At 68.6% G+C, this 25,575-nt stretch carries 18 protein-coding genes and 1 tRNA gene; 7 read left to right on the forward strand and 12 right to left on the reverse strand.

The features are described from left to right. Window positions 1-8 precede the first annotated feature (8 nt). Window positions 9-545 carry a Dps family protein gene (locus tag C5C17_RS08470; RefSeq protein ID WP_104252915.1) on the reverse strand — a complete coding sequence of 179 codons (537 nt, stop codon included), beginning with the start codon at window positions 543-545 and terminating at the stop codon, window positions 9-11. A 145-nt stretch (window positions 546-690) separates the two neighbouring features. On the opposite strand from C5C17_RS08470, the gene C5C17_RS08475 reads away from it, so the two are divergent. Further along, window positions 691-1,443 carry a YigZ family protein gene (locus C5C17_RS08475; protein ID WP_104252916.1) on the forward strand — a complete coding sequence of 251 codons (753 nt, stop codon included), beginning with the start codon at window positions 691-693 and terminating at the stop codon, window positions 1,441-1,443. Window positions 1,444-1,931: 488 nt separating this feature from the next. Here C5C17_RS08475 and coaE read toward each other — a convergent pair whose 3' ends face one another. Then, window positions 1,932-2,567, reverse strand: a complete 636-nt coding sequence (gene coaE, locus C5C17_RS08480) for a dephospho-CoA kinase (RefSeq protein ID WP_104252917.1) — start codon at window positions 2,565-2,567, stop codon at window positions 1,932-1,934. A 157-nt stretch (window positions 2,568-2,724) separates the two neighbouring features. Here coaE and C5C17_RS08485 point away from each other — a divergent pair, with 157 nt between their 5' ends. After that, window positions 2,725-3,369, forward strand: a complete 645-nt coding sequence (locus tag C5C17_RS08485; protein ID WP_104252918.1) for a DUF4126 domain-containing protein — start codon at window positions 2,725-2,727, stop codon at window positions 3,367-3,369. A gap of 274 nt (window positions 3,370-3,643) precedes the next feature. Here the strand turns inward: C5C17_RS08485 and rpsA are convergent, their stop codons facing one another. From rpsA to polA, 6 genes are all read right to left on the reverse strand, one after another. Next, the gene (gene rpsA / locus C5C17_RS08490; protein WP_104252919.1) at window positions 3,644-5,101 is read right to left on the reverse strand and encodes a 30S ribosomal protein S1; all 1,458 of its coding nucleotides are present in this window, start codon (window positions 5,099-5,101) and stop codon (window positions 3,644-3,646) included. 220 nt (window positions 5,102-5,321) lie between these two features. Then, window positions 5,322-5,783 carry a DUF779 domain-containing protein gene (locus C5C17_RS08495; RefSeq protein ID WP_104252920.1) on the reverse strand — a complete coding sequence of 154 codons (462 nt, stop codon included), beginning with the start codon at window positions 5,781-5,783 and terminating at the stop codon, window positions 5,322-5,324. A 138-nt stretch (window positions 5,784-5,921) separates the two neighbouring features. After that, entirely contained in the window at window positions 5,922-7,445 is a 1,524-nt protein-coding gene (locus C5C17_RS08500; protein WP_104252921.1) for an aldehyde dehydrogenase family protein, read from the reverse strand. A gap of 97 nt (window positions 7,446-7,542) precedes the next feature. Further along, window positions 7,543-8,862, reverse strand: a complete 1,320-nt coding sequence (locus tag C5C17_RS08505) for a GAF domain-containing protein (protein ID WP_104252922.1) — start codon at window positions 8,860-8,862, stop codon at window positions 7,543-7,545. 131 nt (window positions 8,863-8,993) lie between these two features. Further along, the gene (locus C5C17_RS08510) at window positions 8,994-10,691 is read right to left on the reverse strand and encodes a DUF885 domain-containing protein (RefSeq protein ID WP_104252923.1); all 1,698 of its coding nucleotides are present in this window, start codon (window positions 10,689-10,691) and stop codon (window positions 8,994-8,996) included. A 69-nt stretch (window positions 10,692-10,760) separates the two neighbouring features. Continuing rightward, window positions 10,761-13,391 (reverse strand): DNA polymerase I, encoded by a 2,631-nt coding sequence (polA, locus tag C5C17_RS08515; protein WP_104252924.1) that lies wholly within the window; start codon window positions 13,389-13,391, stop codon window positions 10,761-10,763. A gap of 149 nt (window positions 13,392-13,540) precedes the next feature. Here polA and C5C17_RS08520 point away from each other — a divergent pair, with 149 nt between their 5' ends. Then, complete coding sequence (locus C5C17_RS08520) at window positions 13,541-13,945, forward strand: PaaI family thioesterase (protein WP_258066090.1); 405 nt, start codon at window positions 13,541-13,543, stop codon at window positions 13,943-13,945. A 68-nt stretch (window positions 13,946-14,013) separates the two neighbouring features. Here the strand turns inward: C5C17_RS08520 and C5C17_RS08525 are convergent, their stop codons facing one another. Next, a complete protein-coding gene (locus C5C17_RS08525; RefSeq protein WP_104241240.1) occupies window positions 14,014-14,616 on the reverse strand; it encodes an ANTAR domain-containing response regulator in 603 nt (200 codons plus the stop codon). 35 nt (window positions 14,617-14,651) lie between these two features. On the opposite strand from C5C17_RS08525, the gene C5C17_RS08530 reads away from it, so the two are divergent. After that, window positions 14,652-14,737 (forward strand) — tRNA-Leu (locus tag C5C17_RS08530). A 77-nt stretch (window positions 14,738-14,814) separates the two neighbouring features. On the opposite strand, the gene C5C17_RS08535 is transcribed toward C5C17_RS08530, so the two are convergent. Both C5C17_RS08535 and C5C17_RS08540 read right to left on the reverse strand, forming a co-directional pair. Then, complete coding sequence (locus C5C17_RS08535) at window positions 14,815-15,075, reverse strand: hypothetical protein (protein WP_104252925.1); 261 nt, start codon at window positions 15,073-15,075, stop codon at window positions 14,815-14,817. A 30-nt stretch (window positions 15,076-15,105) separates the two neighbouring features. Then, window positions 15,106-15,912 carry an SDR family oxidoreductase gene (locus tag C5C17_RS08540; RefSeq protein WP_104252926.1) on the reverse strand — a complete coding sequence of 269 codons (807 nt, stop codon included), beginning with the start codon at window positions 15,910-15,912 and terminating at the stop codon, window positions 15,106-15,108. Window positions 15,913-16,170: 258 nt separating this feature from the next. Here C5C17_RS08540 and C5C17_RS08545 point away from each other — a divergent pair, with 258 nt between their 5' ends. The 3 genes from C5C17_RS08545 (at window position 16,171) to C5C17_RS18355 (ending at window position 24,628) form a co-directional block, all read left to right on the forward strand. Further along, on the forward strand, window positions 16,171-21,777 hold the full coding sequence (locus tag C5C17_RS08545) for a glutamate synthase-related protein (RefSeq protein ID WP_219820488.1): 5,607 nt from the start codon (window positions 16,171-16,173) through the stop codon (window positions 21,775-21,777). After that, complete coding sequence (locus tag C5C17_RS08550; RefSeq protein ID WP_104252927.1) at window positions 21,774-23,510, forward strand: sulfite reductase flavoprotein subunit alpha; 1,737 nt, start codon at window positions 21,774-21,776, stop codon at window positions 23,508-23,510. Before C5C17_RS08545 ends, C5C17_RS08550 begins: the two co-directional genes overlap by 4 nt. 155 nt (window positions 23,511-23,665) lie before the next feature. Continuing rightward, entirely contained in the window at window positions 23,666-24,628 is a 963-nt protein-coding gene (locus tag C5C17_RS18355) for a hypothetical protein (protein ID WP_146079114.1), read from the forward strand. 31 nt (window positions 24,629-24,659) lie between these two features. On the opposite strand, the gene C5C17_RS08565 is transcribed toward C5C17_RS18355, so the two are convergent. After that, window positions 24,660-25,575: HNH endonuclease signature motif containing protein (locus tag C5C17_RS08565; protein ID WP_219820489.1), on the reverse strand; the 916-nt coding region annotated here is incomplete at its 5' end.

Consider the following 25,575-nt stretch of genomic DNA (forward strand, 5'->3'; position numbering starts at 1 on the left):
GGCGCGGACTAGTCCTCGCTCGAGAGCACGCCCTGCGTGTTCTCGAGGTGCGCGCGGATGAACCACTGGAACTTCTCGAGCTCGGACACCTGGCCGATGACCAGGTCCTGCGTCACGAGGTCGAGGTCGTCGAGGCGCTTGATGGCCTCGCGGTGGTCGGTGATGACGCCCACGTAGACGTGATCGAGGGCCTCGAGATGCTGGCGTGTGCCTGCACGGAACACCTCGTAGTCACCCCAGGTGCGAGCTTCGACGAGCGCTCCCGGCAGTCCGTTCGGCGGGACGCCGAGGGTCGCCATGCGCTCCGCGACCTCGTCGGCGTACCCGCGGACGAGCTCGATCTGGGGGTCGAGCATCTCGTGAACGCTGATGAAGTCGCGCCCGATGACGTTCCAGTGCGCGTGCTTCAGCGTGAGGTGAAGGTCGTTGAGGGCGTGGAGGCGAAGCTGGAGGAGTTCGCCGATCTCGTGGCCCTTGTCGAGCGAGAGTCCGGGGACGGTGTACTCGCCGTTCTCGGTGTGCTGGCTTGAGGCTGTTGTGGTCATCTCAGTCCTCTCTTGGGAGCGCACGTCGCTGCTCCCGGTCGATGAGTCCCGTTCGGTGCGGGGGAAGACCAACCTTGTCAGTCAGGTCTGAACGTTTGGTCTGAGGACCGCTGGGTAGACGAAGGGGCCACCGTAGACTGCCTGGATGCGCGCCGGACAGTCAGGGGGCAAACCATCGAACGGGCATGCCGACTCGGCGCCGAGCTACGGCGTTCTCGCTGACCTGGGCCCACTCGACAACGAGATCGAGATCCGCCGCTCCCGGTTCATCTGCCGTCTCCAGCGTGTCGAGAGCGAAGCGGAGGCGAGGGCGGTCATCTCCGATCGGCGGGCGGCACATCGGCTGGCGCGCCATCACTGCAGCGCGTTTGTGCTCGGTGCCGGACGAGCTGTCCAGCGCTCGAACGACGACGGTGAACCTGGTGGGACAGCTGGGACCCCCATGCTCGAGGCACTCGTGCTGCACGAGCGCGAGCGGGGCATCCCGTCCTCGGCCGACCTCAGTGACGTCGTCGCCGTGGTCACCCGTTACTTCGGCGGCGTCCTGCTCGGCGCAGGCGGCCTCGTGCGCGCCTACTCGGAGTCCGTCTCGGCGACCCTGCGACTCGCGCGACTCGCGACTCGCGAGGCACGGGCGGTCTTCGGACTCGAAGCGCCGCACGCCACCGCGGGCCAGTGGGAGAACGAGCTCCGCGCCCGCGGCACGCTCGTGACCGGAACCGACTATGCGGGAGCCACAGCGATGTTGAGCCTGGCCATTCCCGACTCCCCTGGCGCGCGCGGGCTGCTGGCTGCCGAGGTGGCGGCTGTCACCGCCGGCCGGGGCGCGCTCGTCCCTCTCGGCACTGAGTGGGTCGATCTTGCCGCAGGGCGTTCGGGGCGCTCGTCGCCGCGATGACCTGGCGCCGTCCGTCGATCGCCAGTGCACGCGTCACCTCCGAGAAGCCGTGACCGTTGGGTGCTCCCAGCCCATCTGACCGTGCAGCAGGGAGGCTCGGCGAGTGCCGACCGGTCTTCGTCCGGTGCGGCCATTCGCGCTGCATCGTCGCCCGGGGATCGGAACACCGCGATCGTCGGACCGCAGTTGGTCGTGAAGAAGTCGGGGGCGTCAGTTCCGAAGCGATCGCCTCGCTGGCGCACCCCGTGCCGCTGCGTGCAGGGATCCCGAGCTCTCGAGGGGGAGGCGACGAGGTGACGTCCTCTCCGGACTCGAGGGGCGGCGGCGATGTCTGGCGAGAGGAAGGTGGTGGTCTCGCGACGCAGGGCCGGCCAGGCTTGTGCGTCTCACCTCCCGATGCGGTGGTCGCCTTCCGGGGCGACGAGCCGCATGCCCCACCGTCAACCCACTGCCACTCGCGCGCACGGGACCAGATGGACGCGTGTCGGTCAGACCCCGTAGGTCTGCGTCTCCGGTGCACGCAGGCCCGCGGCCGCGAGCCGGCGCCATTCGGCGTCGACCTGATCGAGCGTCTCGTCGAGAGGAGCGCTCGTGTCGATGAGAACGTCGGCGATCCGACGCCGCTCGTCATCGCTCGCCTGCGATGCGATTCGTGCCTGCGCGTCCTCCCTCGTCATCCCGCGACCCTCGACGAGGCGCTCCTCTCGGGTACGGGCCGGCGCATCCGCAACCCAGATCTCCTCGTAGTCGTAGTTGCTCGTCGATTCGACGAGCAACGGGATGACGTGCACGACGAGGGCCGCCGGGTCGTCGGCGAGCACTTCCTCGAGCCTCTCCCCCGTGAGGCGACGCACCTCCGGGTGCACGATGTCGTTGAGCGCTCGGCGCGCCTCTTCGTCGCCGAAGACCAGCGCGCCGAGTGCGGGACGGTCCAGCGTGCCGTCCGCCAGGAGCACCTGCTGTCCGAAGCGCGCGGCGATCTGTCGAAGCGCTGGAGAGCCGACCGCGACGGCCTCGCGCGCGAACATGTCGGCATCGAGGATCACGCCGCCGAGCTCGGCGAGTCGATTGGCGATGGTCGTCTTGCCGGATCCGATCCCCCCGGTCAGCGCGATGGTGACCATGATGTGCCGTCCTCTCGTCTGCGCATGCCCCTCCGACGGGCAGCGTCGTGTGGCCAACGCTACTGCGCCCCGGCCGAGAGCGGCCCCGGGGCATCCCGGGACGACCCGCCTCCGGGCTGATCGCGTGCCAGACTGGGACGCAGGAGGCACGAGACACATGCTTGAAATTCTGACCGGCCTGGGGCTCGCGACGGCGAGTGGCCTCAACGCGTTCATCCCACTGCTCGGGATCGGGCTCCTCGCCCGCTTCACCGACCTCATCGCGCTGCCGGCAGGCTGGGCCTGGCTCAGCAACGACTGGGTGCTCGTAATCGTCGGCGCGCTGCTCGTGCTCGAGCTCGTCGCCGACAAGGTCCCCGCGCTCGACCACGTGAACGACTGGATCCAGACGGTCATCCGCCCGACCTCAGGCGGCATCGTCTTCGGGGCTGGCACCGCCAGCTCGACCGCAGCCATCCAGGACCCGGCCAGCTTCTTCACGAGCAACGCGTGGGTGCCAGTGGTCATCGGGATCGGCATCGCTCTGCTGACCCACCTCACCAAGAGCAGCACCCGTGCCGCCGCGAACGTCGTGACGGCTGGCGCAGCCGCCCCGATCCTGAGCGTCGGCGAAGACGCCATCAGCGTCGGACTGCTCTTCTCCGCGATTCTCGTGCCGCTGTTCGTGCTGGTCATGCTCGCAATGCTCGGTGTGCTTGCCTGGCTGCTGTTCCGCAGCTTCAAGCGCGTGCGCGACGCCCGCGCCGCCAGGTCGGGGTCGGCCGCTCCCCCGGTCCCGCCCGCCCCGGGCTTCAGCGCCTGACCGGAACGAGCCCCGCTGGGACGCAACAACGCCCGGCCGCTTCTCAGCGGCCGGGCGTTGCGTCTGCGCCGACATCCGCGCGGGAAGCGCAGTGGAGCCGGGTCCCGACGTCGGCGCTCGCGTCTGCCATGTGGATGCGACGCGCGGCGCGACCGGCTGACACGCGCCCGCACGCCCGCGCGGCTCCTCCCCGCAACGGCCCAAGCCGCAACGGCCGAAGGCCGGCCCCAGAGCTGGGACCGGCCTTCGGATGCAATGCTGCTGCTGCTGGGAACTAGTTCCCTGCGAGCTTCTCGCGGAGGGCGGCAAGCGACTCGTCGTCGGCAAGCGTTCCTGCGCCAGCTGCTTCGCTCGCGAACGAGTTCGAGGAGCTCGACGGCGCGACAGCGCTGACGTTCTGCTCGATCTCGGCTGCGGATGCGACCTGCTTCTTGTGCGCTTCCCAGCGAGTCTGGGCGAGAGCGTACTCCTGCTCCCAAGCCTCGCGCTGTGCGTCGAAGCCTTCCTTCCACTCGTTGGTCTCTGGGTCGAAGCCCTCGGGGTACGTGTAGTTGCCCTCGGCGTCGTACTCGGAGACCATGCCGTAGAGCGCCGCGTCGAACTCGGTGCCCTCGGGGTCGACGCCATCGTTCGCCTGCTTGAGCGAGAGCGAGATGCGGCGACGGTCGAGGTCGATGTCGATGATCTTGACGAACAGCTCCTGGCCGACCGACACGACCTGCTCGGCGAGCTCGACGTGGCCGCTGGACAGCTCCGAGATGTGCACGAGGCCCTCGATGCCGTCTGCGACGCGAACGAACGCACCGAACGGAACGAGCTTCGTGACCTTGCCCGGTGCGATCTGACCGATGGCGTGCGTGCGTGCCAGCACCTGCCACGGGTCTTCCTGCGTTGCCTTCAGCGAGAGCGAGACACGCTCGCGGTCGAGGTCGACCTCGAGGATCTCGACGGTGACCTCCTGGCCAACCTCGACGACCTCGGAGGCGTGCTCGATGTGCTTCCAGCTGAGCTCGGAGACGTGCACGAGGCCGTCAACGCCACCCAGGTCGACGAACGCACCGAAGTTGACGATCGAGGAGACCACACCCTTGCGGACCTGGCCCTTCTGGAGGTTGTTGAGGAAGTTCGAGCGGGTCTCGGACTGCGTCTGCTCGAGGAGCGCGCGGCGCGACAGCACGACGTTGTTGCGGTTCTTGTCGAGCTCGAGCACCTTGGCCTCGAGTTCCTGACCGAGGTACGGCGTGAGGTCGCGCACACGGCGGAGCTCGATGAGCGAGGCCGGGAGGAAGCCGCGGAGGCCGATGTCGACGATGAGACCGCCCTTGACGACCTCGATGACGGTGCCGGTGACGACGCCGTCTTCTTCCTTGATCTTCTCCACGTCGCCCCAGGCGCGCTCGTACTGTGCGCGCTTCTTGGACAGGATCAGACGGCCTTCCTTGTCCTCCTTCTGGAGGACGAGGGCCTCAACGGTGTCGCCGACCTGAACGACCTCGGTGGGGTCGACGTCGTGCTTGATCGAAAGCTCGCGCGAGGGGATGACGCCCTCGGTCTTGTAACCGACGTCGAGGAGGACCTCGTCGCGGTCGATGCGAACGACGGTGCCCTCGATGAGGTCCCCGTCGTTGAAGAACTTCAGCGTCTCTTCGACCGCGGCAAGAAAGTCCTCAGCAGATCCGATGTCGTTGATGGCGACCTGCTTGGTTGCCTTTTCGGTCGTGGTGGTGGTCATGTAGGTAATGCTCCAGGTGGGCTATAAGTCGGCCCGGATGTGCTGCTCTCGGCAAGATGTCGAGGACGATGGTGCTCATCCGGGAATGCGGATACGTGCACACAGAAAAGTGCTCTGTCAGCCTAGTCGGGGAAGTCAAGCGAGGGCAAGTGTCGCGCACGGCGAGTTCCCCGGCGTTTGCGGCGAGTCGGTCCCGGGAGGCGGGGCGTCCGCGCACGGATCAGGACACGGCGAGCGAATCCGCGTCCGTGCCGTCAGGGTTCATGAGCTGCGACCGGATCAGGAACCGCTTGCCTTCCGGAGCCTCGAGCGAGAAGCCGGATCCCCGCCCCGTGACGATGTCCACGGTGAGGCGGGTGTGGCGCCAGTACGCGAACTGCTCGCGCGACATCCAGAATTCCACTCGCCCCGCGTCGGGGATGTCGGTCGTGCCGAGGAGGACGTCGGCGTCGCCGGTGAGGAAGTCGCCGGCCGGATAGCACATGGGTGAGGAACCGTCGCAGCAGCCTCCGGACTGATGGAACATGAGCGGGCCGTGGCGCCGTCCGAGCGCTGAGATCATCTGCACGGCTGCCGGCGTGAAGGAGACCCGAGAGAAGGTCTCGCCCTCGATGGTCGGGGTCGAGGCCAGCGCGCCGCCCCCGGACAGTGCGTCGACGTCGCCTCGAACTTCACTCTGCATGTCCTCACCCGCTCGTTCTGTCGATGTGTCCGGCCGTGATGTGCGGTCGCACGCGCGGCCGGGTGTCGCGTGTGCGGTGAGCGTACGCCCGGCGCCCGAGGACTCGATCAGTGCTCGGACGCCGGGCGGGAACGTGAATCAGAAGAAGCCCAGCTTGTCCTCGCTGTAGCTCACGAGGAGGTTCTTCGTCTGCTGGTAGTGGTCGAGCATCATGAGGTGGTTCTCGCGACCGATGCCGGAGGACTTGTAGCCACCGAACGCGGAGTGCGCCGGATACGCGTGGTACTGGTTGACCCAGACTCGGCCGGCCTGGATGTCGCGGCCGGCGCGGTACGCGGTGTTGCCCATGCGCGACCAGACGCCGGCGCCGAGACCGTAGAGGGTGTCGTTGGCGATCGAGATCGCATCGTCGTAGTCGGAGAACTTCGTGACCGCGACGACCGGACCGAAGATTTCCTCCTGGAAGATTCGCATGCTGTTCTGGCCCTCGAAGATGGTGGGCTGCACGTAGTAGCCGCCCGCGAGGTCGCCATCGAGTTCCGCGCGTGCGCCGCCGATGCGGACCTTCGCTCCCTCCTGGCGTCCGATCTCGAGGTAACTGAGGATCTTCTCGAGCTGGTCGTTCGAGGCCTGCGCACCGACCTGCGTGTCGGTGTTGAGCGGGTTGCCCTGCACGATCTTGCGGGTGCGCTCCGTCACATCCTCCAGGAAGCGGTCGTAGATCGAGTCCTGGATGAGGGCGCGGGACGGGCAGGTGCAGACCTCGCCTTGGTTGAGGGCGAAGAGCGTGAAGCCTTCTTGCGCCTTGTCGTAGTAGGCGTCGTCGCGCAACGCGATGTCCTCGAAGAAGATGTTCGGGCTCTTGCCGCCGAGCTCGAGCGTCACGGGGATGATGTTCTGCGAGGCGTACTGCATGATGAGGCGCCCGGTGGTCGTCTCGCCCGTGAACGCGATCTTGCGGATGCGGGAGTTCGAGGCGAGCGGCTTCCCGGCCTCTGCGCCGAAGCCGTTCACGATGTTCACGACGCCGGGCGGGAGCAGGTCGCCGATGAGCTCGAAGAGCACGAGGATCGACGTGGGCGTCTGCTCGGCGGGCTTCAGGACGATCGCGTTGCCTGCTGCGAGTGCTGGCGCGAGCTTCCACACGGCCATGAGGATCGGGAAGTTCCACGGGATGATCTGGCCGACGACGCCGAGCGGTTCGTGGAAGTGGTATGACGTCGTGTTGTCGTCGAGCTGGCTGAGCGTTCCCTCCTGCGCTCTGATGGCGCCGGCGAAGTAGCGGAAGTGGTCGATCGCGAGCGGGATGTCGGCGGCGAGGCACTCGCGGATGGGCTTGCCGTTGTCCCAGGTCTCGGTGACGGCGATGTATTCGAGGTTCTCCTCGATGCGGTCGGCGATCTTGTTCAGGATGACGGCCCGCTCGGCAGGGCTCGTCTTTCCCCACGCGGGGGCGGCCGCGTGCGCCGCGTCCAGGGCGGCCTCGATGTCCTCGGCCGTTCCGCGGGCGACCTCGGTGAAGGGCTGGCCGGTCACCGGGGTGATGTTCTCGAAGTACTCGCCCTTCACGGGCGGCACCCACTGGCCGCCGATGTAGTGCTCGTAGCGCGGTTTGAACGTGACGAGGGACCCGTCGGTTCCTGGCTTGGCGTAGACGGTCATGGGGACTCCTTTGTCCGGGGAACTCTTCCTCGGAAGACTAGGAGGGGGAACGTTGCAATCGGGTTGCAGGGCCCAGGCGACGCGCGCCGGGGACGCGTCAGGACTCGAGCGATTCGATTCGAGCGACGTACCGGGACCGGGCTGGCGAGCGAGGCGGGAGCACGCCGAGGGCGGTGCGGAAGGCGTCGGAGTCGTGGGCGACCTCGGGCAGCTCGAGGTAGGCGAGCAGCGTCGGCGTGTCCGCCGTGCTGAGGACCTGGTCCCGGAGCGTTGCCGAGATCTCGGCGCGCAGTTCGCGGATGCCTGGCGCATCGGAGGCGGGCAGGAGCTCCCCGGGGTACATCCGAACCGCTGCCCTGACGTCGCCCGCTGCGAGGAGGCGCAGGACCTCGGCGGCATCGCTCATGAGCCCCTCTGCGACTCGGTACGGGCGCGGCACGAGATCGAGGCTGCGTTCGGCGAGGAGCGGCCTGAGCCTCGCGAGCTCTGCCCTGAGCGTGACCTCCTTCGCCGTCTCGCCATAGAGCCGAAGCGCAAGCTCCCCCGCGCTGAGCCCGGACGGGCGCGCGGCGAGGAGCGTCAGGATCTCTCCGTGCCGGCCGCTGAGCTCGAGCGGCGGGATGCCCGGTGCCGTGAGTCGAGCGCGATGGGCGCCGAGCGCGCTGACCCTAGCAGCAGCGGCGCCGTTCGTCGGCGCTGTCGGGAGGGATGGGCCGCCTGTGCGAGCCGCGGCGCCGGCCAGCAGGGCGGCGACCCGCATCTCTGCTTCGGCTGCGGCCACGGCCGCGCGCATGAGCGCGAGGGAATGCGGCCCGACCGCCCTTTCATCGCCCGTCAGGTCGACGGCTCCGACGGCGAGGCCGGTAAGGGGATCGCGAATGGGGACCGCGGTGCAGCTGAGGAGCTGCACAGCGGGGGCGAAATGCTCGGCGCCCACGATCTGCACTCCGCGGCCGGACGCGAGGGCCGTGCCGGGGGCGCTCGTGCCGACGGCTCCCTCGGACCAGTCGGCGCCCGCCACGAAGTCCATGTGCTCCGCGCGGCGTAGCGTGTCGCTGTCCCCGCGCACCCACAGGAGACGTCCCTGTTCGTTGGTGATGGCGACGATGAGCCCGGTGTCTCTCGCAGGCTCGACGAGCAGGCGGTCGAGGACGGGAAGCACGTGCTGGAGGGGGCTGCGTTCGCGCGCGGCCGCGAGCGGCTCGAACGCATCCAGGTCTCGGGCCCTCGCATTCGCGGGACTTCCGAGCAGCTGCAGCGAACGGATCCAGGATTCGCGGACGACGCTGCGGAGGCCGGCGACCGCCGAGCGGAGATCGACGCCTCCGCTGCGTCCGCCGTCGGCGTCGATCAGGGAATGGGCGGATGCGGCGGCTGCCTGATCGGGGCGGACGCTCTCGCCACTCTGGGGGTGCACCTCGCAGCCTCCTCGGATTCGCGGCAGCGAATGCGTCGATGCATTCGCTGCCGCGAGCCTAGGCGAAGCCGCCTGGGTGACGCCCAGCTCGAGCGCTGGCCGTCAGGGACGGACGAGCGGTGGCGGCCAGGTCAGTCCGTGCTGAGCACCTCGCGGAGGGTGTCGAGGCCGAGGCCACCCAGGTCGAGTGCCCGCGAGTGCCAGGCCTTGAGATCGAAATCGTCCCCGCCGCGCTGCTCGGCTTCCGCGCGCAGCTCCTCCCAGATGCGCTGACCGATCTTGTAGGCGGGCGCCTGGCCTGGCCAGCCGAAGTAGCGGTTCACCTCGAACTTCACGAAGCCGTCCGGCATGTTCACGTGCTGACGCATGAAGTCGAGCGCGTACTCGTAGTCCCACACCTTGTCGCCCTCTGGGACCGTCTTGCCGAGGTGGACACCGATGTCGAGGACGACGCGTGCGGCGCGCATCCGCTGCCCGTCGAGCATGCCGAGCCGGTCGGCTGGCTCGTCGAGGTAGCCGAGCTGCTCCATGAGGCGTTCCGCGTAGAGCGCCCATCCCTCGCCGTGCCCCGAGGTCCAGTTGTTGCGTCGCCAGGTGTTGAGCTGGTCTCGGTTCAGGGTCGCGCGCGCGATCTGCAGATGGTGACCGGGGACGCCTTCGTGGTAGACGGTCGTGAGCTCGCGCCAGGTGTCGAATTCGGTGACGCCCGGTGTGACGGACCACCACATGCGCCCGGGACGTGAGAAGTCCTCCGATGGGCCCGTGTAGTAGATCCCACCCTCTTCTGTTGGCGCGATCATGCACTCGAGTCGGCGCATCGGCTCCGGGATGTCGAAGTGGCTCTCGGCGAGCTCGGCGACGGCGCGGTCGCTGGTCTCCTGCATCCAGGCCTTGAGTGCTGGCTTGCCGTGCAGCTTGCGGGTGGGATCGAGCTCGAGGTGCGCGATGGCTTCTGCGACGGATGCGCCCGGGAGGATCTCGTTCGCGATCGCCTCCTGCTCGGCCTTCATCCGCGCGAGCTCAGCGAGGCCCCACTCGTAGGTCTCGTCCAGGTCGACGGCGGCACCGAGGAAGCCGCGGGAGGCGAGTGCGTAGTGCTCGCGCCCGACGGCGTCGGTCTCGCTCGCCGCGGGCAGCAGCTCGTCGTCGAGGAACGTCGTGAACGCTGCGTAGGCGGCCGACGCGAGTTCAGCGCCTCGCTGCAGCTGCTGACGGAGACCCTGCGAGAGCTCACCGGAAGCGGGCGACGACTCGGCGAGCTGCTCGAAGAAGTTCCCTGGGGCCGCGTACTCGCCGGTCTGCACGGCGACTTCGCGCACCTGCCGCTTCGCGGGCACGACACCGGCCATGATGCCGGCGCCGAGGCGCTCCGTGTAGCCCTCGACCGCCGCTGGGAGGTTCTCGAGGCGCCGCGCGATGTCCTCGAAGTCACTCGGCGTCTCTCGCGGCATGAGGTCGAACACCATGCGGATGTCCTGCGCCGGAGAGGCGATGTTCGACAGCTCCCGCAGGTGGAGCTTGGCGTCGATCATCTCCACTTCGAGCCCGAGACTGCGTCGCAGCTCGAGCGCCGTCACACGGTCGACCTCGTCGGTCTCCGTGAGCGTGTCCAGCTTCGCGAGCACCTCGACGATCGCGGCGCGCTTGCGGGGTGCAGCGGCAGACGAGTGGTCGCCGTACTCGGACTTGTCGCCCTCGGCGCCGAGCTCCACGCGCAGCTCGGGCGAGAGGTTGATCTCGGTAGCGACCCAGGCCTCCGCGAGCCGGTCGATGTCCGTCTGCGGTCGTGGCTGACTGGTGTTCTGGGTGGGAAGAGCGGAAGTCGTCATCCCGCAAGCCTATGCTCGCCCCTCTGGATCCCCGCTCAACAGCTGGGTCGGGGCGGACAGCGGCGCAGGCTAGTGCGCGGCCTCGTCCCAGTTGGGGCCGCGACCGATCTGCACTTCGAGTGGCACGGTGAGGTCCGCAGCTGCGGCCATCTCGTCGCGGACGAGCGCCTCCATTGCTTCCCCCTCGCCGGCGGCGACCTCGAACACGAGCTCGTCGTGCACCTGCAGGAGCATGCGCGAGGAGAGGTTCTCCGCGCGGATGCGGTCCTCGATGGAGTTCATGGCGCGCTTGATGATGTCGGCCGCCGACCCCTGGATGGGTGAGTTGAGCGCCTGGCGCTCGGCGTTCTCCCGAGCGATGCGGTTCGTCGAGTGGAGGTCGGGGAACGGGCGCCTGCGCCCGAAGATGGTCTCCGTGTACCCGTCCTCCTTGGCTTGCAGGACGACGTTGCGAAGGTAGTCGCGGACCTTCCCGAAGCGCTCGAAGTAGTCGATCATGAGCTTCTTCGCTTCGGCGACGTCGATCTGCAGCTGCTTCGAGAGCCCGAACGCGGACAGGCCGTAGGCGAGGCCGTAGGACATCGCCTTGACCTTCGAGCGCATTGCCGGCGTCACGTCGGCCGGGTCGACGCCGAACACGCGCGAGCCGACGAAGCGGTGGAGGTCCTCCCCCGCGTTGAACGCCTCGATGAGTGCGGCGTCGCCCGAGAGGTGCGCCATGATGCGCATCTCGATCTGCGAGTAGTCGGCGGTGAGGAGCGACTCGAACTCGGGTCCGTGCACAAACGCGCGGCGGATGCGGCGACCCTCGTCGGACCGAATCGGGATGTTCTGCAGGTTCGGGTCGTTCGACGACAGGCGGCCTGTGGCCGAGCCGATCTGGTGGTAGCTCGTGTGGATGCGCGAGCTCTCGTCGATGGCCTTGAGCAGCGACTCCATGATCTGTCGCAGCTTCACGGAGTCGCGGTGCTTGCGAAGCGCACCGAGGAAGGGATGCGGGCTGTTGCGCTCGAGGTCGGCGAGCGACTCCGCATCCGTCGAGAAGCCCGTCTTCGTCTTCCGGGTCTTCGGCATCTCGAGCGTCTCGAAGAGCACGACCTGCAGCTGCTTCGGTGACCCGAGGTTGATCTCGGCGCCGCCGATGGCGTCGAACGCCTCCTGCTCGTAGGTGCGGATGCGCTCGGTCAGGTCGTCGGCGAGGCCCTGCAGGAAGTCGCGGTCGATGGCGACGCCCTGCAGCTCCATGCTCGAGAGCGTGGCGAGCAGCGGCGTCTCGATGGACGTGAAGACGTCGAGCGTGCCTGGCTCGAGCATGCCGAGGGCGGCAGTCGTCGCGCGCTGCGTGTACCAGGCGTCGCTGGCGACGAGCGACGACTCGTCGCCGATCTGCAGCTGGTTCGGGTCGCCTTCGGGGAGCTGCTCGTCGAGTCGCATCTGCACGAGCTCCGCGAGGCGCTTGGGGGCGTTCTGGGGGCGGTACAGCCACGCGGCGAGCTGCCCGTCCTTGACCTGGCCACCGACCGCGAGGCCGGCGACGGTGAGCGCCTTCAGCTGGGGCTTCGCGTCGAACATGAGCTTCGGGGCATCGCTCGCGAGCCACGCCTCGAGGGGCGCGTAGTCGACGCGCTCCGGGATCCACCGGAGCTCGGTCGCCTCGGCGGCAGTCGACACGCCGATGGCGATGATGCCACCCTCGGCGTTGTGCGAGACCGCGAGGCCGAGGCCCTCTGGCGTCGCGGCGACGGCCTTCTCGAGCCACTGCTCGAGCTCCTCGTCGAGCAGCTCCGGTCGAACGGGCGCGGCGACGGCCTCGGCGGGCGCGATGTCGTCACCGGCTTCGTCGGCGAGCTTCAGGACCCGGTCCTGCAGGGTGCGGAACTGCAGCTTCGTGAAGATCTCGCGGACGGCATCCGCGTCGATCGACCCGCGCGTGAGCTGGTCCGGTGCGACCGGCAGCTCGACGTCATCGACGAGGCGGTTGAGCTTACGGTTGCGGACCGCGTTCTCGCGGTGCTCGCGGAAGGACTCGCCGACCTTGCCGCCGATCTCGTCGGCATGGTCGAGGATGCCCTGGAGGGAGCCGTACTGGGCGAGCCACTTGGCCGCGGTCTTCTCGCCGACCTTGGGCACGCCGGGGAGGTTGTCGCTCTTCTCCCCCACGAGGGCCGCCACGTCCGGGTACTGCTCCGGGCGCACGCTGTAGCGCTCCTCGACTTTCGCCGGGTCGTAGCGGGTCAGCTTCGTCACACCCTGCGTCGACGGGTAGAGCAGCGTGACATCGTCGGTGACGAGCTGGATGGAGTCACGGTCGCCCGAGACGACAAGCACCTTGAACCCCTGCTCGCGCCCCTGGCGTGCGAGGGTCGCGAGGATGTCATCCGCCTCGAAGTCCTCCTTCACGACGGTCTTGATGCCCATCGCGTGGAGGGCGTCGCGAAGCAGCGGGATCTGCCCCTTGAATTCGACGGGGGTCGCATCGCGGCCCGCCTTGTACTCGGGGTACTCGCGGGTGCGGAAGGAGCTGCGCGAGATGTCGAAGGCCACGGCGATGTGGCTCGGATTCTCGTTCTGCAGCAGGTTGAGGAGCATCGAGACGAAGCCGTGGATGGCGTTCGTGTGCTGCCCCTCCGAGTTCACGAAGCTGTCGACCGGCAGGGCGAAGAACGCCCTGAAGGCAAGCGAGTGGCCGTCGATGACCATGAGGGTAGGCTGATTTTGCGCTGACACACGGTCAGCCTACTTGCCGCCCCAGACACTGCGCCGATGCGCGCGTGTTGTGGGGCGTTCTTCGAGGAGGAAGCGTGAAGAGTCACCTGGAAACGCCCCCGACGACGGTCAACGGGCTCGCCATCCCCGACCAGCACGACGTGACCTACGGCCGGGGCTTCGGCGCTCTCGCCGAGCGCATGGGCATCCTGTGCGTCGAGCTGAGCCCCGAGCGCTCCGTGGCCGTCATGCCGGTCGAGGGGAACACGCAGCCCATCGGCCTGCTGCACGGGGGCGCCTACTGCGTGCTCGGCGAATCCCTCGGCTCCATGGCCGCCAACGTGCACGCCGGCCCCGGCCGCTTCGCGGTCGGCATCGACATCAACGCCACCCACACCGGATCCGCGGTGAGCGGCTGGGTCACGGGCGTGTGCACGGCCATCCACCTCGGCGGTTCCATGACGGTGCACGAGATCGTCGTCACAGACGAGGCGGGCAAGCGCTGCTCCACGATCCGGATCACCAACCTCATCCGAACCGCGAAGTAGTCCCACGCAGAGCCGAAGAAGCCCTCGCCGCGGCAGCGCCGTGAGGGCTTCTGCTGATCGGGGCTCGGCTACTTCTTGGCCGAGAGCTGCTGGATGACCGCCTGCGCGACCTCCTGCATCGTGAGACGGCGGTCCATGGACGCCTTCTGGATCCAGCGGAACGCCTCAGGCTCGCTGAGACCCATCTTCTGCGTGAGGAGGCCCTTCGCGCGGTCCACCTGCTTGCGGGTCTCGAACCGCTCGTTCAGGTCGGAGATCTCGGCCTCGAGGGCGATGAGCTGCGCGTGGCGCGCGAGCGCGATCTCGATCGCGGGGAGCAGATCGTTCTGCGTGAACGGCTTCACGACGTACGCGAGGGCGCCCGCCTCAGTCGCGCGCTCGACCAGTTCCTTCTGGCTGAACGCGGTGAGGAGCACGACCGGCGCGATGCTGTCCTTCGACAGCTGCTCGGCGGCGGAGATGCCATCGAGCTGCGGCATCTTCACGTCCATGATGACGAGGTCGGGGCGAAGCTCCTTCGCGAGGGCGACCGCGGTCTCCCCGTCGCCGGCCTCTCCGACAACGTCGAAGCCGTTGTCGCGAAGGATCTCCACGATGTCGAGCCGGATGAGCGACTCGTCTTCGGCGACGACAACACGTCGCGGGGCTTGAGAGGTTTCCTGTTCAGTCACGTAGTGAGCTTACGATACTGTGTCCGTGGTGTTGCGCCGGCTTGGCGGAATGGCAGACGCGGTGCACTCAAAATGCTCTGTCCGAGAGGGCGTGTGGGTTCGAATCCCACAGCCGGCACCAGACGGGAAGCCCCGGTCGTGCCAGTTGATCACTGGCCGAACCGGGGCTTGTCTCGTTCTCGATCTCCGTGCTCGGCGCTACTCGAGCGTCGTGACCGTCTCCTCAGCTTCCGAGGAGCTCACACCGGTTCCCGACCAGGTCGCGGTCGCGTCCCAGAGGTTCAGAGTGTCGTCGACCAGCACGTCGACCTCGACCTCGCTCTGAGGGATCGTGATGCCGTCGGAGGCCCCCGCCTCGACGAGGCGCTGCACCAGCTTGTCGACGACCTCCGTGAGGGCCTCTTCGCCAGCATCAGCCTCGGCGGAGGCAGTGCGCATGTATGTCTTGACTTCGCTCATGCGTCCATCATCTCAGCCGACACGACCGCTTCAGCCGAAGAAGCGCTTCGTGGATGCCGAGACGAAGCCTGCCTGCCCGAGCTGCTCACGCATGCCCAGGTACTCCTGCGCGTCCTGGCCGACGACGTAGCTGATCTGCTCGGTCCCGTCCGTCACCGCGTCGAATGCGGCCTGGGCGACCTGCTCGGCGGACGAGCGCGTCGAGTCGCGCGACGGGTCCCGGAACCGCGACGTCGCCTGGATGAGCGCTTCCAAGTAGTCGGGGTGAGCGGTCTGGTGGAGGCTGCGGCCGCCGAAGTCGGTGCGGATGCCGCCAGGCGCAAGGGTCTTGACCCGGATGCCGAACGGAGCCAGCTCGTAGGAGAGCCCCTCGCTCCAGCCCTCGGCGCCGAACTTCGCGGCGTGGGAGACGGAGGTGAAGGGCATCGTGACCTTGCCGCCGATGGACGTCGTCGTGAGGATCACGCCTGCGCCGCGCTCACGGAAGTGCGGGATGAGCTCCTTCGTGACGCGCATGACGCCAAGGAGGTTCGTGGCGATGTTCTGGACGATCTGCTCGTCCGTTGCGGCCTCGAACGGGCCCGCGAGCCCGTAGCCAGCGTTGTTGAAGAGGACGTCGACGGGCTCCTCGGCGAGCGTCTCGGCCACGACGCGGACGATGGCGTCCGGGTCCGTCACGTCGAGCCCCTTGAGCGTCACTCCCGGGAGCTCGCCGAGCTCCATCTCCTTCTCCGGTGCCCGCATGGTGGCGATCACTCGCCAGCCCCTGGCGGAGAAGAGCTCGACGGCCGCACGGCCGAGTCCGGTGGAAGTCCCGGTGATGAAGATGGTGCTCATCGTGCCTGTTCCTGTCGGTGCTGACGCGGGTGCGTGCTCCGGATCGTACCCATCGCCCCACCAGGTGGTGGGTCAGCGATCACGCGCGCGCACGGCGCGTGGCCTTGCATCAGGCTTAGGCACCCCTTACCGTACGTATACCGCTTTGCCGCTGGGAAGCTCGCACCGCACCAAGTGCCGACTCCCGCAGACGAAACCTCCAACGTTGCAGTGTTCGCGTCGCCTTTCCCCTCGCTGCTGTCCCCTGGAGGCATCTTCGTGTCGCAAAAAATCACCGGTCTGTACCGTCCCGAGCTCGAGAAGAGCGACTGTGGCGTCGGCTTCATCACGCGGAAGGACGGCGTCCAGCACCACGACGTCATCCGCCTCGGCAACGAGGCGCTCTGCGCGATCCCGCACCGCGGGGGGATGTCGGCTGAAGGTGTCGGGGACGGCGCGGGCGTCAACGTCGACCTGTCGGTGGAGTTCTTCAGCGCGCTCGTGGGACGGCAGCTCACGGCCGGGCTCTTCGGGGTCGGCAACTTCTTCATGCCGAGCGACGAGGCACAGCTCGAGGCCGCGCACGAGCTCATCTCGAGCACGTTGCGGGCGAACGGCATCGAGCCCGTGCTCGTGCGCGACGTTCCCGTCGACCCATCCGTCGCACGCCCGGCCGCGGCCCACTACCAGCTGCCCATCGTGCAGTGGGTGTTCGAGGCCGCGGAGGGATGGAGCCGAGCTGAGATGGACGCAGCAGCCAACACCGCGCTCCTCGACATCGAGGGCATCGCATACGCGGACCCCTCGCTCCAGGGCCTGTACCCCCTCTCGCTGAGCGCGCGCACGCAGACCCTCAAGGGGCGCCTCAACTCGAACGAGGTCATCCCCTACTTCACCGACCTGCTCGACGAACGCCAGTCGGTGCGCACGCTGTTCTTCCACACGCGCTTCTCGACCAACACGGAACCGCACCCGAGCATGGCGCAGCCGTTCCGCATGCTCGCCCACAACGGCGAGCTCAACACCGACCGCAAGAACCGCCTCTCCGAGAACGCCCTCGCGACGGCCCGCGGACGCGTCATCGTGCATCCGCCCGGCCAGTCGGACAGCAGCCGGTTCGACCAGACCCTCCAGAGCCGCGTCTTCGACGACGGCCTCGAGCTCGTGGAGGCGGTCGTCTCGACCATGCCGCCCGCGTGGGAGAACGACCGCACGCTGACCCCCGAGGTGCGCGACATGCTCGAGTTCTTCTCCCTGTACGAGGAGAAGAACGACGGTCCGGCCGCCCTCGTCTTCAGCAACGGCGACATCATCGGCACCCGACTCGACCGGCTCGGCCTGCGGCCGCTGCGCACCGTCGAGACGGACGACTACCTCGTCGTGAGCTCCGAGGCGGGACAGATCCAGTTCGCCCCGGGCACGATCATCCGCCGCGGCCGCATCGAAGCTGGCGGGATGCTGTACTTCGACCACCGTCAGCGACGCAGCTTCCGCACGAGAGAGGCACTCGAGCAGCTCGCCGCGCGCCGCGACTACAGCGCGGAGCTCGAAGCGGCCAGAGTCAACATCGAGGACATCGAGCTCCCCGAGATCACCCGAGGCAGCACCACGCTCGGCTACGACGGCGACCTCTCCCCTGCCGGCCGGTACGTCGCGTACTCGCTCAACCAGGAGAGCTTCAAGTTCATGATGGACCCGATGCTCGCGAACGGCACCGAGCGCATCTCGGCCATGGGCTACGGCAACGCGATCAACGCGCTCTCCGACCAGGAGGGAGGCCTCGCGAAGTACTTCTCGCAGCGATTCGCGCAGGTGACCAACCCGCCGCTCGACAGCATCCGCGAAGCCGACGGGATGACGCTTCGCGTGGCCCTCGGAGCGAAGCCGGACGGCGGCAACCGCACGAGGCAGATCGTCGTGCCCTCGCCCATCCTCAGCCACCTCAACATGGTCGCGCTCCGAGAGCAGCGCCTCGCACCGCTCGAGCGCTTCGAGATCCTCTACACGCCAGCGCAGGGCGACGCCGCGGCGAACGCCGCATCGCTGCGCGACGCAGTCGAAGGCGTTTGCGACGCCGTGACCGAGTTCGCGCGGACACAGGGCGGCATCGCCGTCCTCACGGATCGCAACGTGTCCAGGGATGCGGCGGCCATCCCGCTCATCCTGGTCATCGCGGCTGTCAACCAGCGGCTGATCCGAGAGGGACTCAGGCTCCGGGTCTCGATCATCGCCGAGTCCGGGCAGCTGCCCTCCTCGCACCACATCGCGTCGGCCCTGGGCTTCGGCGCGGCCGCCGTCTACCCGCTCTGCGTGCGCCTGCGCGCGGAGGAGCGCTACCCGAGCGGTGCCGCATCCGTCGACACGATCACGGAGACGGACCTCGCGGTCGCGCGCTTCGCGAAGGCGGCGGAGAAGTCGCTCATGAAGACGATGGGTCGCGTCGGCCTGTGCACGGTCGAGAGCTACATCGGCGGCGAGTTCTTCGAGCCCAACTACCTCGACACGAAGGACCCCGTGCTCGCCGACTACTTCCCGCACCTCGCGGCACCCGTCGGCGGGGTGCGCTTCGAGCGCATCGCCCTCGCGGTCGCCGAGTGGCACGAGCGCGCCGTCGCCGTCGCGGACGAGAAGCAGATCCCGCTCCTCGGCCTCTTCAAGGAGCGCCAGGAAGGTGCAGGCCATTCCTTCGGGACCACGGCGGTGCGCGGATTCATCGACATGACTGAGGAGCCTCGTGCCCTCGAGTCGCCAGGCGCGGCCGCGACGAAGGAACCGAGCGAGGCCGCCGCCGAGCCGCATCCCGGCCACGACTCCCTGCGCCTCCTCACGCTCGGCCAGCTCGGCGACGCCTTCGGGCTCGACGACAAGGCCTACACGTACAGCGGGTACGGGGCGCTCACGCCCGAGCAGATCGACGCGTTCGAGATCACCCCCGGCTACCGCGACTTCGTCACCAACACGATCCAGGAGCGCACGCGCCGGCCTTCCGCGCTGCGCGACGTGCTCTCGCTGCCCGCCGACGTCCGCCTCGCGTCGACGCCCTCAGAGTTCGCGCGCGAGCTGAGCCGGTTCTCGCTCGACGGCAACAGCGACGTTCGAGTGCGCGGACTCGAGATCGAACGCGTCGAGAACGAGCTGTACCGGCTCACGTTGACGGGTCCCCTCGACGGCGAAGCCGAACGCTACGACGCACTCGCTCAGGTGCTCACCGCACTGGATGGCGGGACCATCATCGAGACCACGGCGACGGATGCGGGGCTCGAGGTCCGGGTGGCGCCCGGAACCTCCAGCGTCCTGAGCCTGCTGAGGACGGCCCCGGACAGCATCTCGCTCGACGACGTGCAGCCGGCGCACGAGATCGCGCGCACGCTCGCCTCCGGCGCCATGAGCCACGGGGCGCTCGTCGCGACGGCCCACGAGTCGGTCGCGCACGGCACGAACATGGTCGGCGGCATGTCGAACTGCGGCGAAGGCGGCGAGCACATCACCCGCTACAACACGATCCGCGGCTCCCGCATCAAGCAGTTCGCCTCCGGTCGCTTCGGAATCTGGGCCGGCTACCTCGCCGACCCGATGCTGCAAGAGCTCGAGATCAAGATCGGCCAGGGCGCGAAGCCAGGCGAGGGCGGGCAGCTGCCCGCCCCCAAGGTCACGGTCGACATCGCCGCGGCCCGAGGCGGAACCCCTGGCGTCGAGCTCGTCTCCCCGCCCCCGCACCACGACACGTACTCGATCGAGGACCTCGCCCAGCTCATCCACGACTGCAAGGCGGCGAGAGTTCGCGTCGTCGTCAAACTCGTCTCGTCGGAGGGCATCGGCACGATCGCCGTGGGCGTCGCGAAGGCGGGTGCCGACGTCATCAACGTCGCAGGCAACACTGGCGGCACGGGGGCTGCGGCCGTCACGAGCCTCAAGTACGCGGGCCGCTCGGCCGAGATCGGCGTCGCCGAGGTGCACCAGGCGCTCCTCGCGAACGGACTCCGGCAGAAGGTCGTGCTGCGCTGCTCGGGCGCCCACCAGATGGCGAGCGACGTCGTGACCTCAGCGCTCCTCGGCGGGGACAGCTTCGAGTTCGGCACGACGGCGCTCATGATGCTCGGCTGCGTCATGGCCAAGAACTGCAACATCAAGTGCCCGGCCGGGCTTACGACGAACCCGGAGGTGTTCGACGGCGACCCGCGCGCGCTCGCGCAGTATCTGCTCAACATCTCCCACGAGGTGCGGGAGATCCTCGCCTCCCTCGGCCTCCGCTCGCTCGGCGAGGCGCGGGGCCGCGGCGACCTGCTGCAGCTCCTCGCGCACCCCGCGAGCGTCGGCGACCTCGACGTGCGCGACATGCTCGCGAAGGTGCCGGAGAAGATCGTCGCCGACCCCATCTACCTCGAGAAGGACTTCAGCATCGACGACTCGCTCGTCGAACAGATCCGGGCCGCGCTCGTCGAGCGGGCTGAGCCCGAGGTCCGGATCGAGGGCGTCGAGATGGGCAACCGCTTCAAGTCCGTCGGTGGGCAGCTGTCCATCGACATCGAGCGGATGCTCAACTACGAGCTCGACGCCGAGACCGTTGCAGGTCTTCCCTCGGTCGTCGAGGACGAGCGCGGCAGGCGCTCCCTCGTCGACGGCAGCGTGACCGTCACGACCCAGGGGTCGGCTGGCCAGTCGTACGGCGCGTTCAGCAACGATGGCATGCGCCTCGTGCACACCGGAACCGCGAACGATGGCGTCGGCAAGAGCCAGGGCGGCGGCACCATCGTCATCCTCTCCCCCGGTGGAGGGGGCTCGCAGCCCGGCGAGAACGTGCTCATCGGCAACTTCGCCCTCTTCGGTGCGACCGGCGGACGCACGTTCGTGCAGGGCGAGGCCGGTGACCGCTTCGCGGTGCGCAACTCGGGGGCCACGGCGGTCGTCGAGGGCATCGGCGACTTCGGGTGCGAGTACATGACCAACGGAGCGGTGCTCAACCTCGGGAGCGCAGGCAAGGGCCTCGGCAACGGGATGAGCGGCGGCTTCGTCTACCAGTACGACGCGGACGGGTCGACGCGCGACAACGTGAGTGCCGATTCGCTGCTGGTGTTCCCCATCACCGACACGAGCCACGGGGACTTCCACGAGGCAGCCATCAAGCTCCTGCTGCAGTGGCACGTCGACGCGACCGGGTCTCCGCTCGCCGAGCGGATCCTCGGCGACTGGGAGGCGGAGCGCAGCAGGTTCTTCTGCGGCATGCCGCGCGCGCTGCTCCTCTACCAGGACGCAGACGAGATCCTCGCGGCCAAGGGGCGCAAGGAGCTCCTCGACGAGCTCTCGACGTCGATCGCGACCCAGCGCATCCGCCTCTTCAAGGAGGCCTACCGAGGCGCTCACCCGGTCATCGGCGGGCGCACGCCGAGTGGTTCCGAAGCGGACCGCGACGACCGGTTCGCTCTGCTCGCCTCCTACGCCGTGTTGAACATCTCGCAGGGCATCGCGCTCACGCGCGTTCCGGATGCGAGCGGACCCGACGACCCTCGGGTGGTGGATGCGGCGCGGAAGCTGATCCTCACCGAGGACTTCTTCGTCATGCAGCGTGTCAACAAGTACCTGCGCGGGGAGCTCGAGCGCTTCGAGGACACTGCGCTGGCAGCCCTCATCGCCGCCAAGCGCCTCGAGGACTACAAGGACGCGCTCCGACTGCGCAACGTGCGCAGCATCGACGCGCCAGGAACGACGGGATGGATCATGCATCAGAACGTGAAGAACCGCCGCCTCCTCGAGTCGGTGGGCACCGACGAGATCCTGGCGTCCGCAGCGCTGGTGGACATCGCCCGTGACCTCGTCGTCACGGAGAAGCGCCAGCAGCCTTCGGCCGCATTGGCAGGCCTCGCGACGACTGCCGGAGGTCTGGCATGAGCGCGCCGTTCATCCCGGTCGACGCCCCGTTCACCAAGGAGCAGCAGGCCTGGCTCTCCGGATTCATGGCGGGTCTGGCCGCGATCCCGACCGCCGACAAGGAGGTGCAGTCGGCGACGCTCACCCTCGAGATCCTGATCGGCACGCAGACCGGCAACTGCGAGTTCGTGGCCGAGGACCTCGCGGCCGCCGCCCGAGGCGCGGGTCTCGCCGCGACGCTCGCCCCGCTCGATTCGGTGTCGCCCGAGGCGCTCGGTGGCGAACGCAACATCGTCGTCGTCACGTCCACGTACGGCGAGGGCGAGATGCCGGACAACGCGGAGCTGTTCTGGGAGGAGCTCTCCGCCGACGGTGCGCCGCGCCTCGAGTCTGCGAAGTTCGCGGTGCTGGCGCTCGGCGACAGCAGCTACGACGACTACTGCCAGGCAGGCAAGCTCATCGACACCCGCCTCGAGCAGCTCGGCGCCACGCGGGTGGTGCAGCGCGTCGACTGCGACGTCGACTACGAGGACACCGCCGCCGCGTGGATCGCCGAGGTCGTCGAGCACTTCGCTGCGCTGCAGCCGAACACTGCAGCCCCGGCTCCCGCCGCCGCGGCCGCCCCCGCTCGGGTGCGCTCCCCCTGGAACAAGAAGACGCCGTACCCGTCGCGTCTCGCGGTGAACCGCGTGCTCTCCGGGCCTCGCAGCTCGAAGGAGATCCGCCACTACGAGTTCGATCTCGGCGACAGCGGCATCACGTATGCGGCGGGCGACGCCCTCGCTGTCGTCCCGGTCAACGAGCCGGCGCTCGTCGACGAGCTGCTCGGACACCTCGGGTTCTCGGGAGACGAGGGGCTCGAGAACGGGTCCAGCCTGCGCACGGCGTTCGAACGCGAGCTCGACATCACGGCACCGTCGAAGGACCTGCTCGCGGAGCTCTCCGCGCGCGAGCCGAGCGGCGCCGTCGCCGAGCTCGTGCAGCGCGGCGACAAGGCGCAGCTCGACAGTTGGCTGTGGGGGAAGGACACGCTCGACGTCCTCAAGGCCGCGCAGGGGGTCGCATTCGATGCGCACGAGTTCGCGGCGCTGCTGCGCCCGATGCAGCACCGGGCGTACTCGATCTCGTCGAGCCCCCTCGCGAGCCCCGACCGCGTCCACCTCACGGTGGCGTCGGTCCGCTACGAAAACGAGGCCCGCCGGTACGGCGGTGTCTGCTCCACGTTCCTCGCCGATCGTGTCGGCGACGCCGACCCGGTGCACCTGTTCCTGCAGCCGAACGCCGCCTTCCGGGTTCCCGCGGACGACGACGCGCCGATGATCATGGTCGGGCCGGGAACCGGTATCGCGCCGTTCCGCGGGTTCCTGCATGAGCGCGAGGCTCGAGGCGCGGCTGGCCGCAACTGGCTCTTCTTCGGCGACCAGCATCGCGAGAGCGACTTCATCTACGAAGACGAGCTCACCGGGCTCAGCGAGCGGGGTGTCCTCGACCGCCTCGACCTCGCGTTCTCGCGCGACCAGGCGGAGAAGGTGTACGTGCAGACGAGGATGCTCGAGCACAGCGCGGAACTGTACGCCTGGCTCGAGGAGGGCGGCCACTTCTACGTGTGCGGTGACGCTTCGCGCATGGCCCGGGATGTCGACGATGCCCTGCATGCTGTCGTGGCTCGTGAGCGGGGTGTGACGGCAGAGGGGGCGGCCGAGTACGTCGGCACCCTGAAGCGCCAGAAGCGCTACGTGAGGGACGTGTACTGACCGATGCTGCCGCGGAGGACGCCGCGGGCCAGGGTGACGCCTGCGGGGCGGGTGGGAACTGCTCGTGTGCGCGTCGCCGGCGGCGTGGACCCGGTGGCGTCGCCAGGGGGCGGGCTGCGGGCGGGCGCGCTGAGCGGGTTGGCGAGCGCGGAGCTGTGACCCTGGACCGACTGCTCGCGTCCCCGCACACGATGCTCCGGAAGGTGGCGCTGACGCCGGAGGTGCTGGCCTGCGGGCTCGTCGCCCTTGGCACGGCCACGGCGACGACGCGCAACGAGGCGTGCACGATGCATCAGATCGGCAGCTACGACCTGCCGAATGCCTGCGGGGGTGCCCTGATGCAGCCGTCGGCCTGGATCACGCTGCGGCTTCGTCCGTCGCTCCTGGGGGCGGCCGTCGTCGCGCAGGATGAGGTGCCGACCGGGTCGCGTCCGGGTGCGGGCGTGAGGGCGGGTGCGCTGCCGAGCCTCTCTGTCTTCTCCCGTGACGGTGACCTCGTGCACCGTGTGATCGTGCATTCCGATGAAGACGCGGAGCTTCTCTTCGGTGTCGGTCGTTCGCGCGGGCCGAGTGACGTGCAGCTTGCGAACGTCCGGCTGTCGTCGTTGGGGGATGCCGGCTGGCGCGAAGGAGACCAGCTGGCTCAGCTTGATGCGGTGTTCGGTGAGGGCGTCCGTGATCGTCATGCGGCGTTGACCGGTCGTGGTGCGGGCGCGGCTCGTGAAGTTCGGGGCGCTGGCCGCGTTGGGAGCAGTCGACGTGTGGATGCGACGTTGGTCGCGGCGGTGTTCGAGCACTTGGGTTCTGTGGGGCTGCCGGTGTGCGTCGGTGTGCCGTCGAGGGCGGTGCTGCAGTTGAGCGCCGGTCGGGTGCACCTTGTGGAGCGTATTCGGACGCTGCTGGTCGTCTCGCTCGGCCACGGGGTCGTGGAGCTCGACCTCGCAGCCGTTCGGTCGTGCTTGCTGGTGACGTCCTGGGGTCCGCATGGTCCCACGTCCACGCTGGAGGTGTACGACGCGCGATCGGAGTGCGTGGTCGTGCTGACGCAGCTCGGGATCGTCGGCCCCGGCGCCCACCGCGCCTGGGAGCAGATGTTGGAGTCGCTGCCTACCGCGTGAGGCACGGCTGCCGGGTCCCCTGCCTGTGGTTTCAGAGTCTTCGGTTGATTGCTGGGCGGGCGGCTGGGGCGCTGTTGGTGGTGTAGCCGCGGCGGCGGGCGGTTCTGCGTGGGGCGTGGTGTCCGAGCGCGGGGACGACGTGCCAGCGCCCTTTGCTGCTGTGGGTGAGGGCGAGGCGTCCGCGGTGGACTTCGTGGTGGTGGAAGGAGCAGAGCAGGATGCCGTGTTTCGCGTCGGTGGGTCCGCCTTCGCTCCAGGGCATGGCGTGGTGCACTTCGCACCAGCGCACGGGTGCGCTGCATCCGGGTGCCCGGCATTGCCGGTCTCGGACGGCGATGGCTCGGCGTTGGGCGGTGGTGAAGAGACGCTGTCTGCGGCCGAGGTCGAGGATCTCCCCGGTGCTGCTGCTGGTCGCGACGCGGATGAACCCGTCGCACATCAGCTGCGCGGCGACACTGGGTGGGATGGGTTCCCCGGTGCGCTCCAGGTGGGGGACGTCTTCGGGTCGGGTCGCGGTTCCGGCGATGCCGGCCGTGGTGGTCACGATGATGACGGTGGGGGCTTCGCCGCCGCTTCTGGGCGCGTCGGGGGATTCGGCGTAGGCGCGGACGACCATCGTGAGCGCGTCGATGCGCTGCTGCTCGAACGAGCGCGGGTCCACCAACGGAACCTCAACGTCGCCGTCAGCGTCTCCGCACCCGTTCCCCTCTTGGCCTCGGCGTCCGCCTGCGGTTCCCGCTCCAGCTCGTCCACGGCTGTCGCTGTCTCCGAGCGCGTTGATTGCGCCGCCGAAGCTGTGGCCGTCGCTGTCGGCAACTGACGGGAAGCCGTCGGCGCCTAGCGCAGGGGCGAGGGGTTCCCCGCACTCAGACGCCGCCGGGAACTCCACCCTCCGCCGGGGCGAGAGCAGCGCGTCGAACACCGACAGCAGCTGCTCGCCCTGCTCG

Source organism: Pseudoclavibacter sp. RFBA6 (assembly GCF_002931575.1).
GTDB lineage: Bacteria > Actinomycetota > Actinomycetes > Actinomycetales > Microbacteriaceae > Pseudoclavibacter > Pseudoclavibacter terrae.

Bases quoted from the DNA above. Each gene is read 5' to 3' on its own strand.
- C5C17_RS08475 (WP_104252916.1), top strand. From the start codon at position 691: ATGCGCGCCGGACAGTCAGGGGGCAAACCATCGAACGGGCATGCCGAC.
- C5C17_RS08470 (WP_104252915.1), bottom strand. From the start codon at position 545: ATGACCACAACAGCCTCAAGCCAGCACACCGAGAACGGCGAGTACACC.
- C5C17_RS08495 (WP_104252920.1), bottom strand. From the start codon at position 5,783: ATGCAGAGTGAAGTTCGAGGCGACGTCGACGCACTGTCCGGGGGCGGC.
- coaE (WP_104252917.1), bottom strand. From the start codon at position 2,567: ATGGTCACCATCGCGCTGACCGGGGGGATCGGATCCGGCAAGACGACC.
- C5C17_RS08540 (WP_104252926.1), bottom strand. From the start codon at position 15,912: ATGAGCACCATCTTCATCACCGGGACTTCCACCGGACTCGGCCGTGCG.
- polA (WP_104252924.1), bottom strand. From the start codon at position 13,391: ATGGTCATCGACGGCCACTCGCTTGCCTTCAGGGCGTTCTTCGCCCTG.
- C5C17_RS08510 (WP_104252923.1), bottom strand. From the start codon at position 10,691: ATGACGACTTCCGCTCTTCCCACCCAGAACACCAGTCAGCCACGACCG.
- C5C17_RS08535 (WP_104252925.1), bottom strand. From the start codon at position 15,075: ATGAGCGAAGTCAAGACATACATGCGCACTGCCTCCGCCGAGGCTGAT.
- C5C17_RS08500 (WP_104252921.1), bottom strand. From the start codon at position 7,445: ATGACCGTCTACGCCAAGCCAGGAACCGACGGGTCCCTCGTCACGTTC.
- rpsA (WP_104252919.1), bottom strand. From the start codon at position 5,101: ATGACCACCACCACGACCGAAAAGGCAACCAAGCAGGTCGCCATCAAC.
- C5C17_RS08550 (WP_104252927.1), top strand. From the start codon at position 21,774: ATGAGCGCGCCGTTCATCCCGGTCGACGCCCCGTTCACCAAGGAGCAG.
- C5C17_RS08485 (WP_104252918.1), top strand. From the start codon at position 2,725: ATGCTTGAAATTCTGACCGGCCTGGGGCTCGCGACGGCGAGTGGCCTC.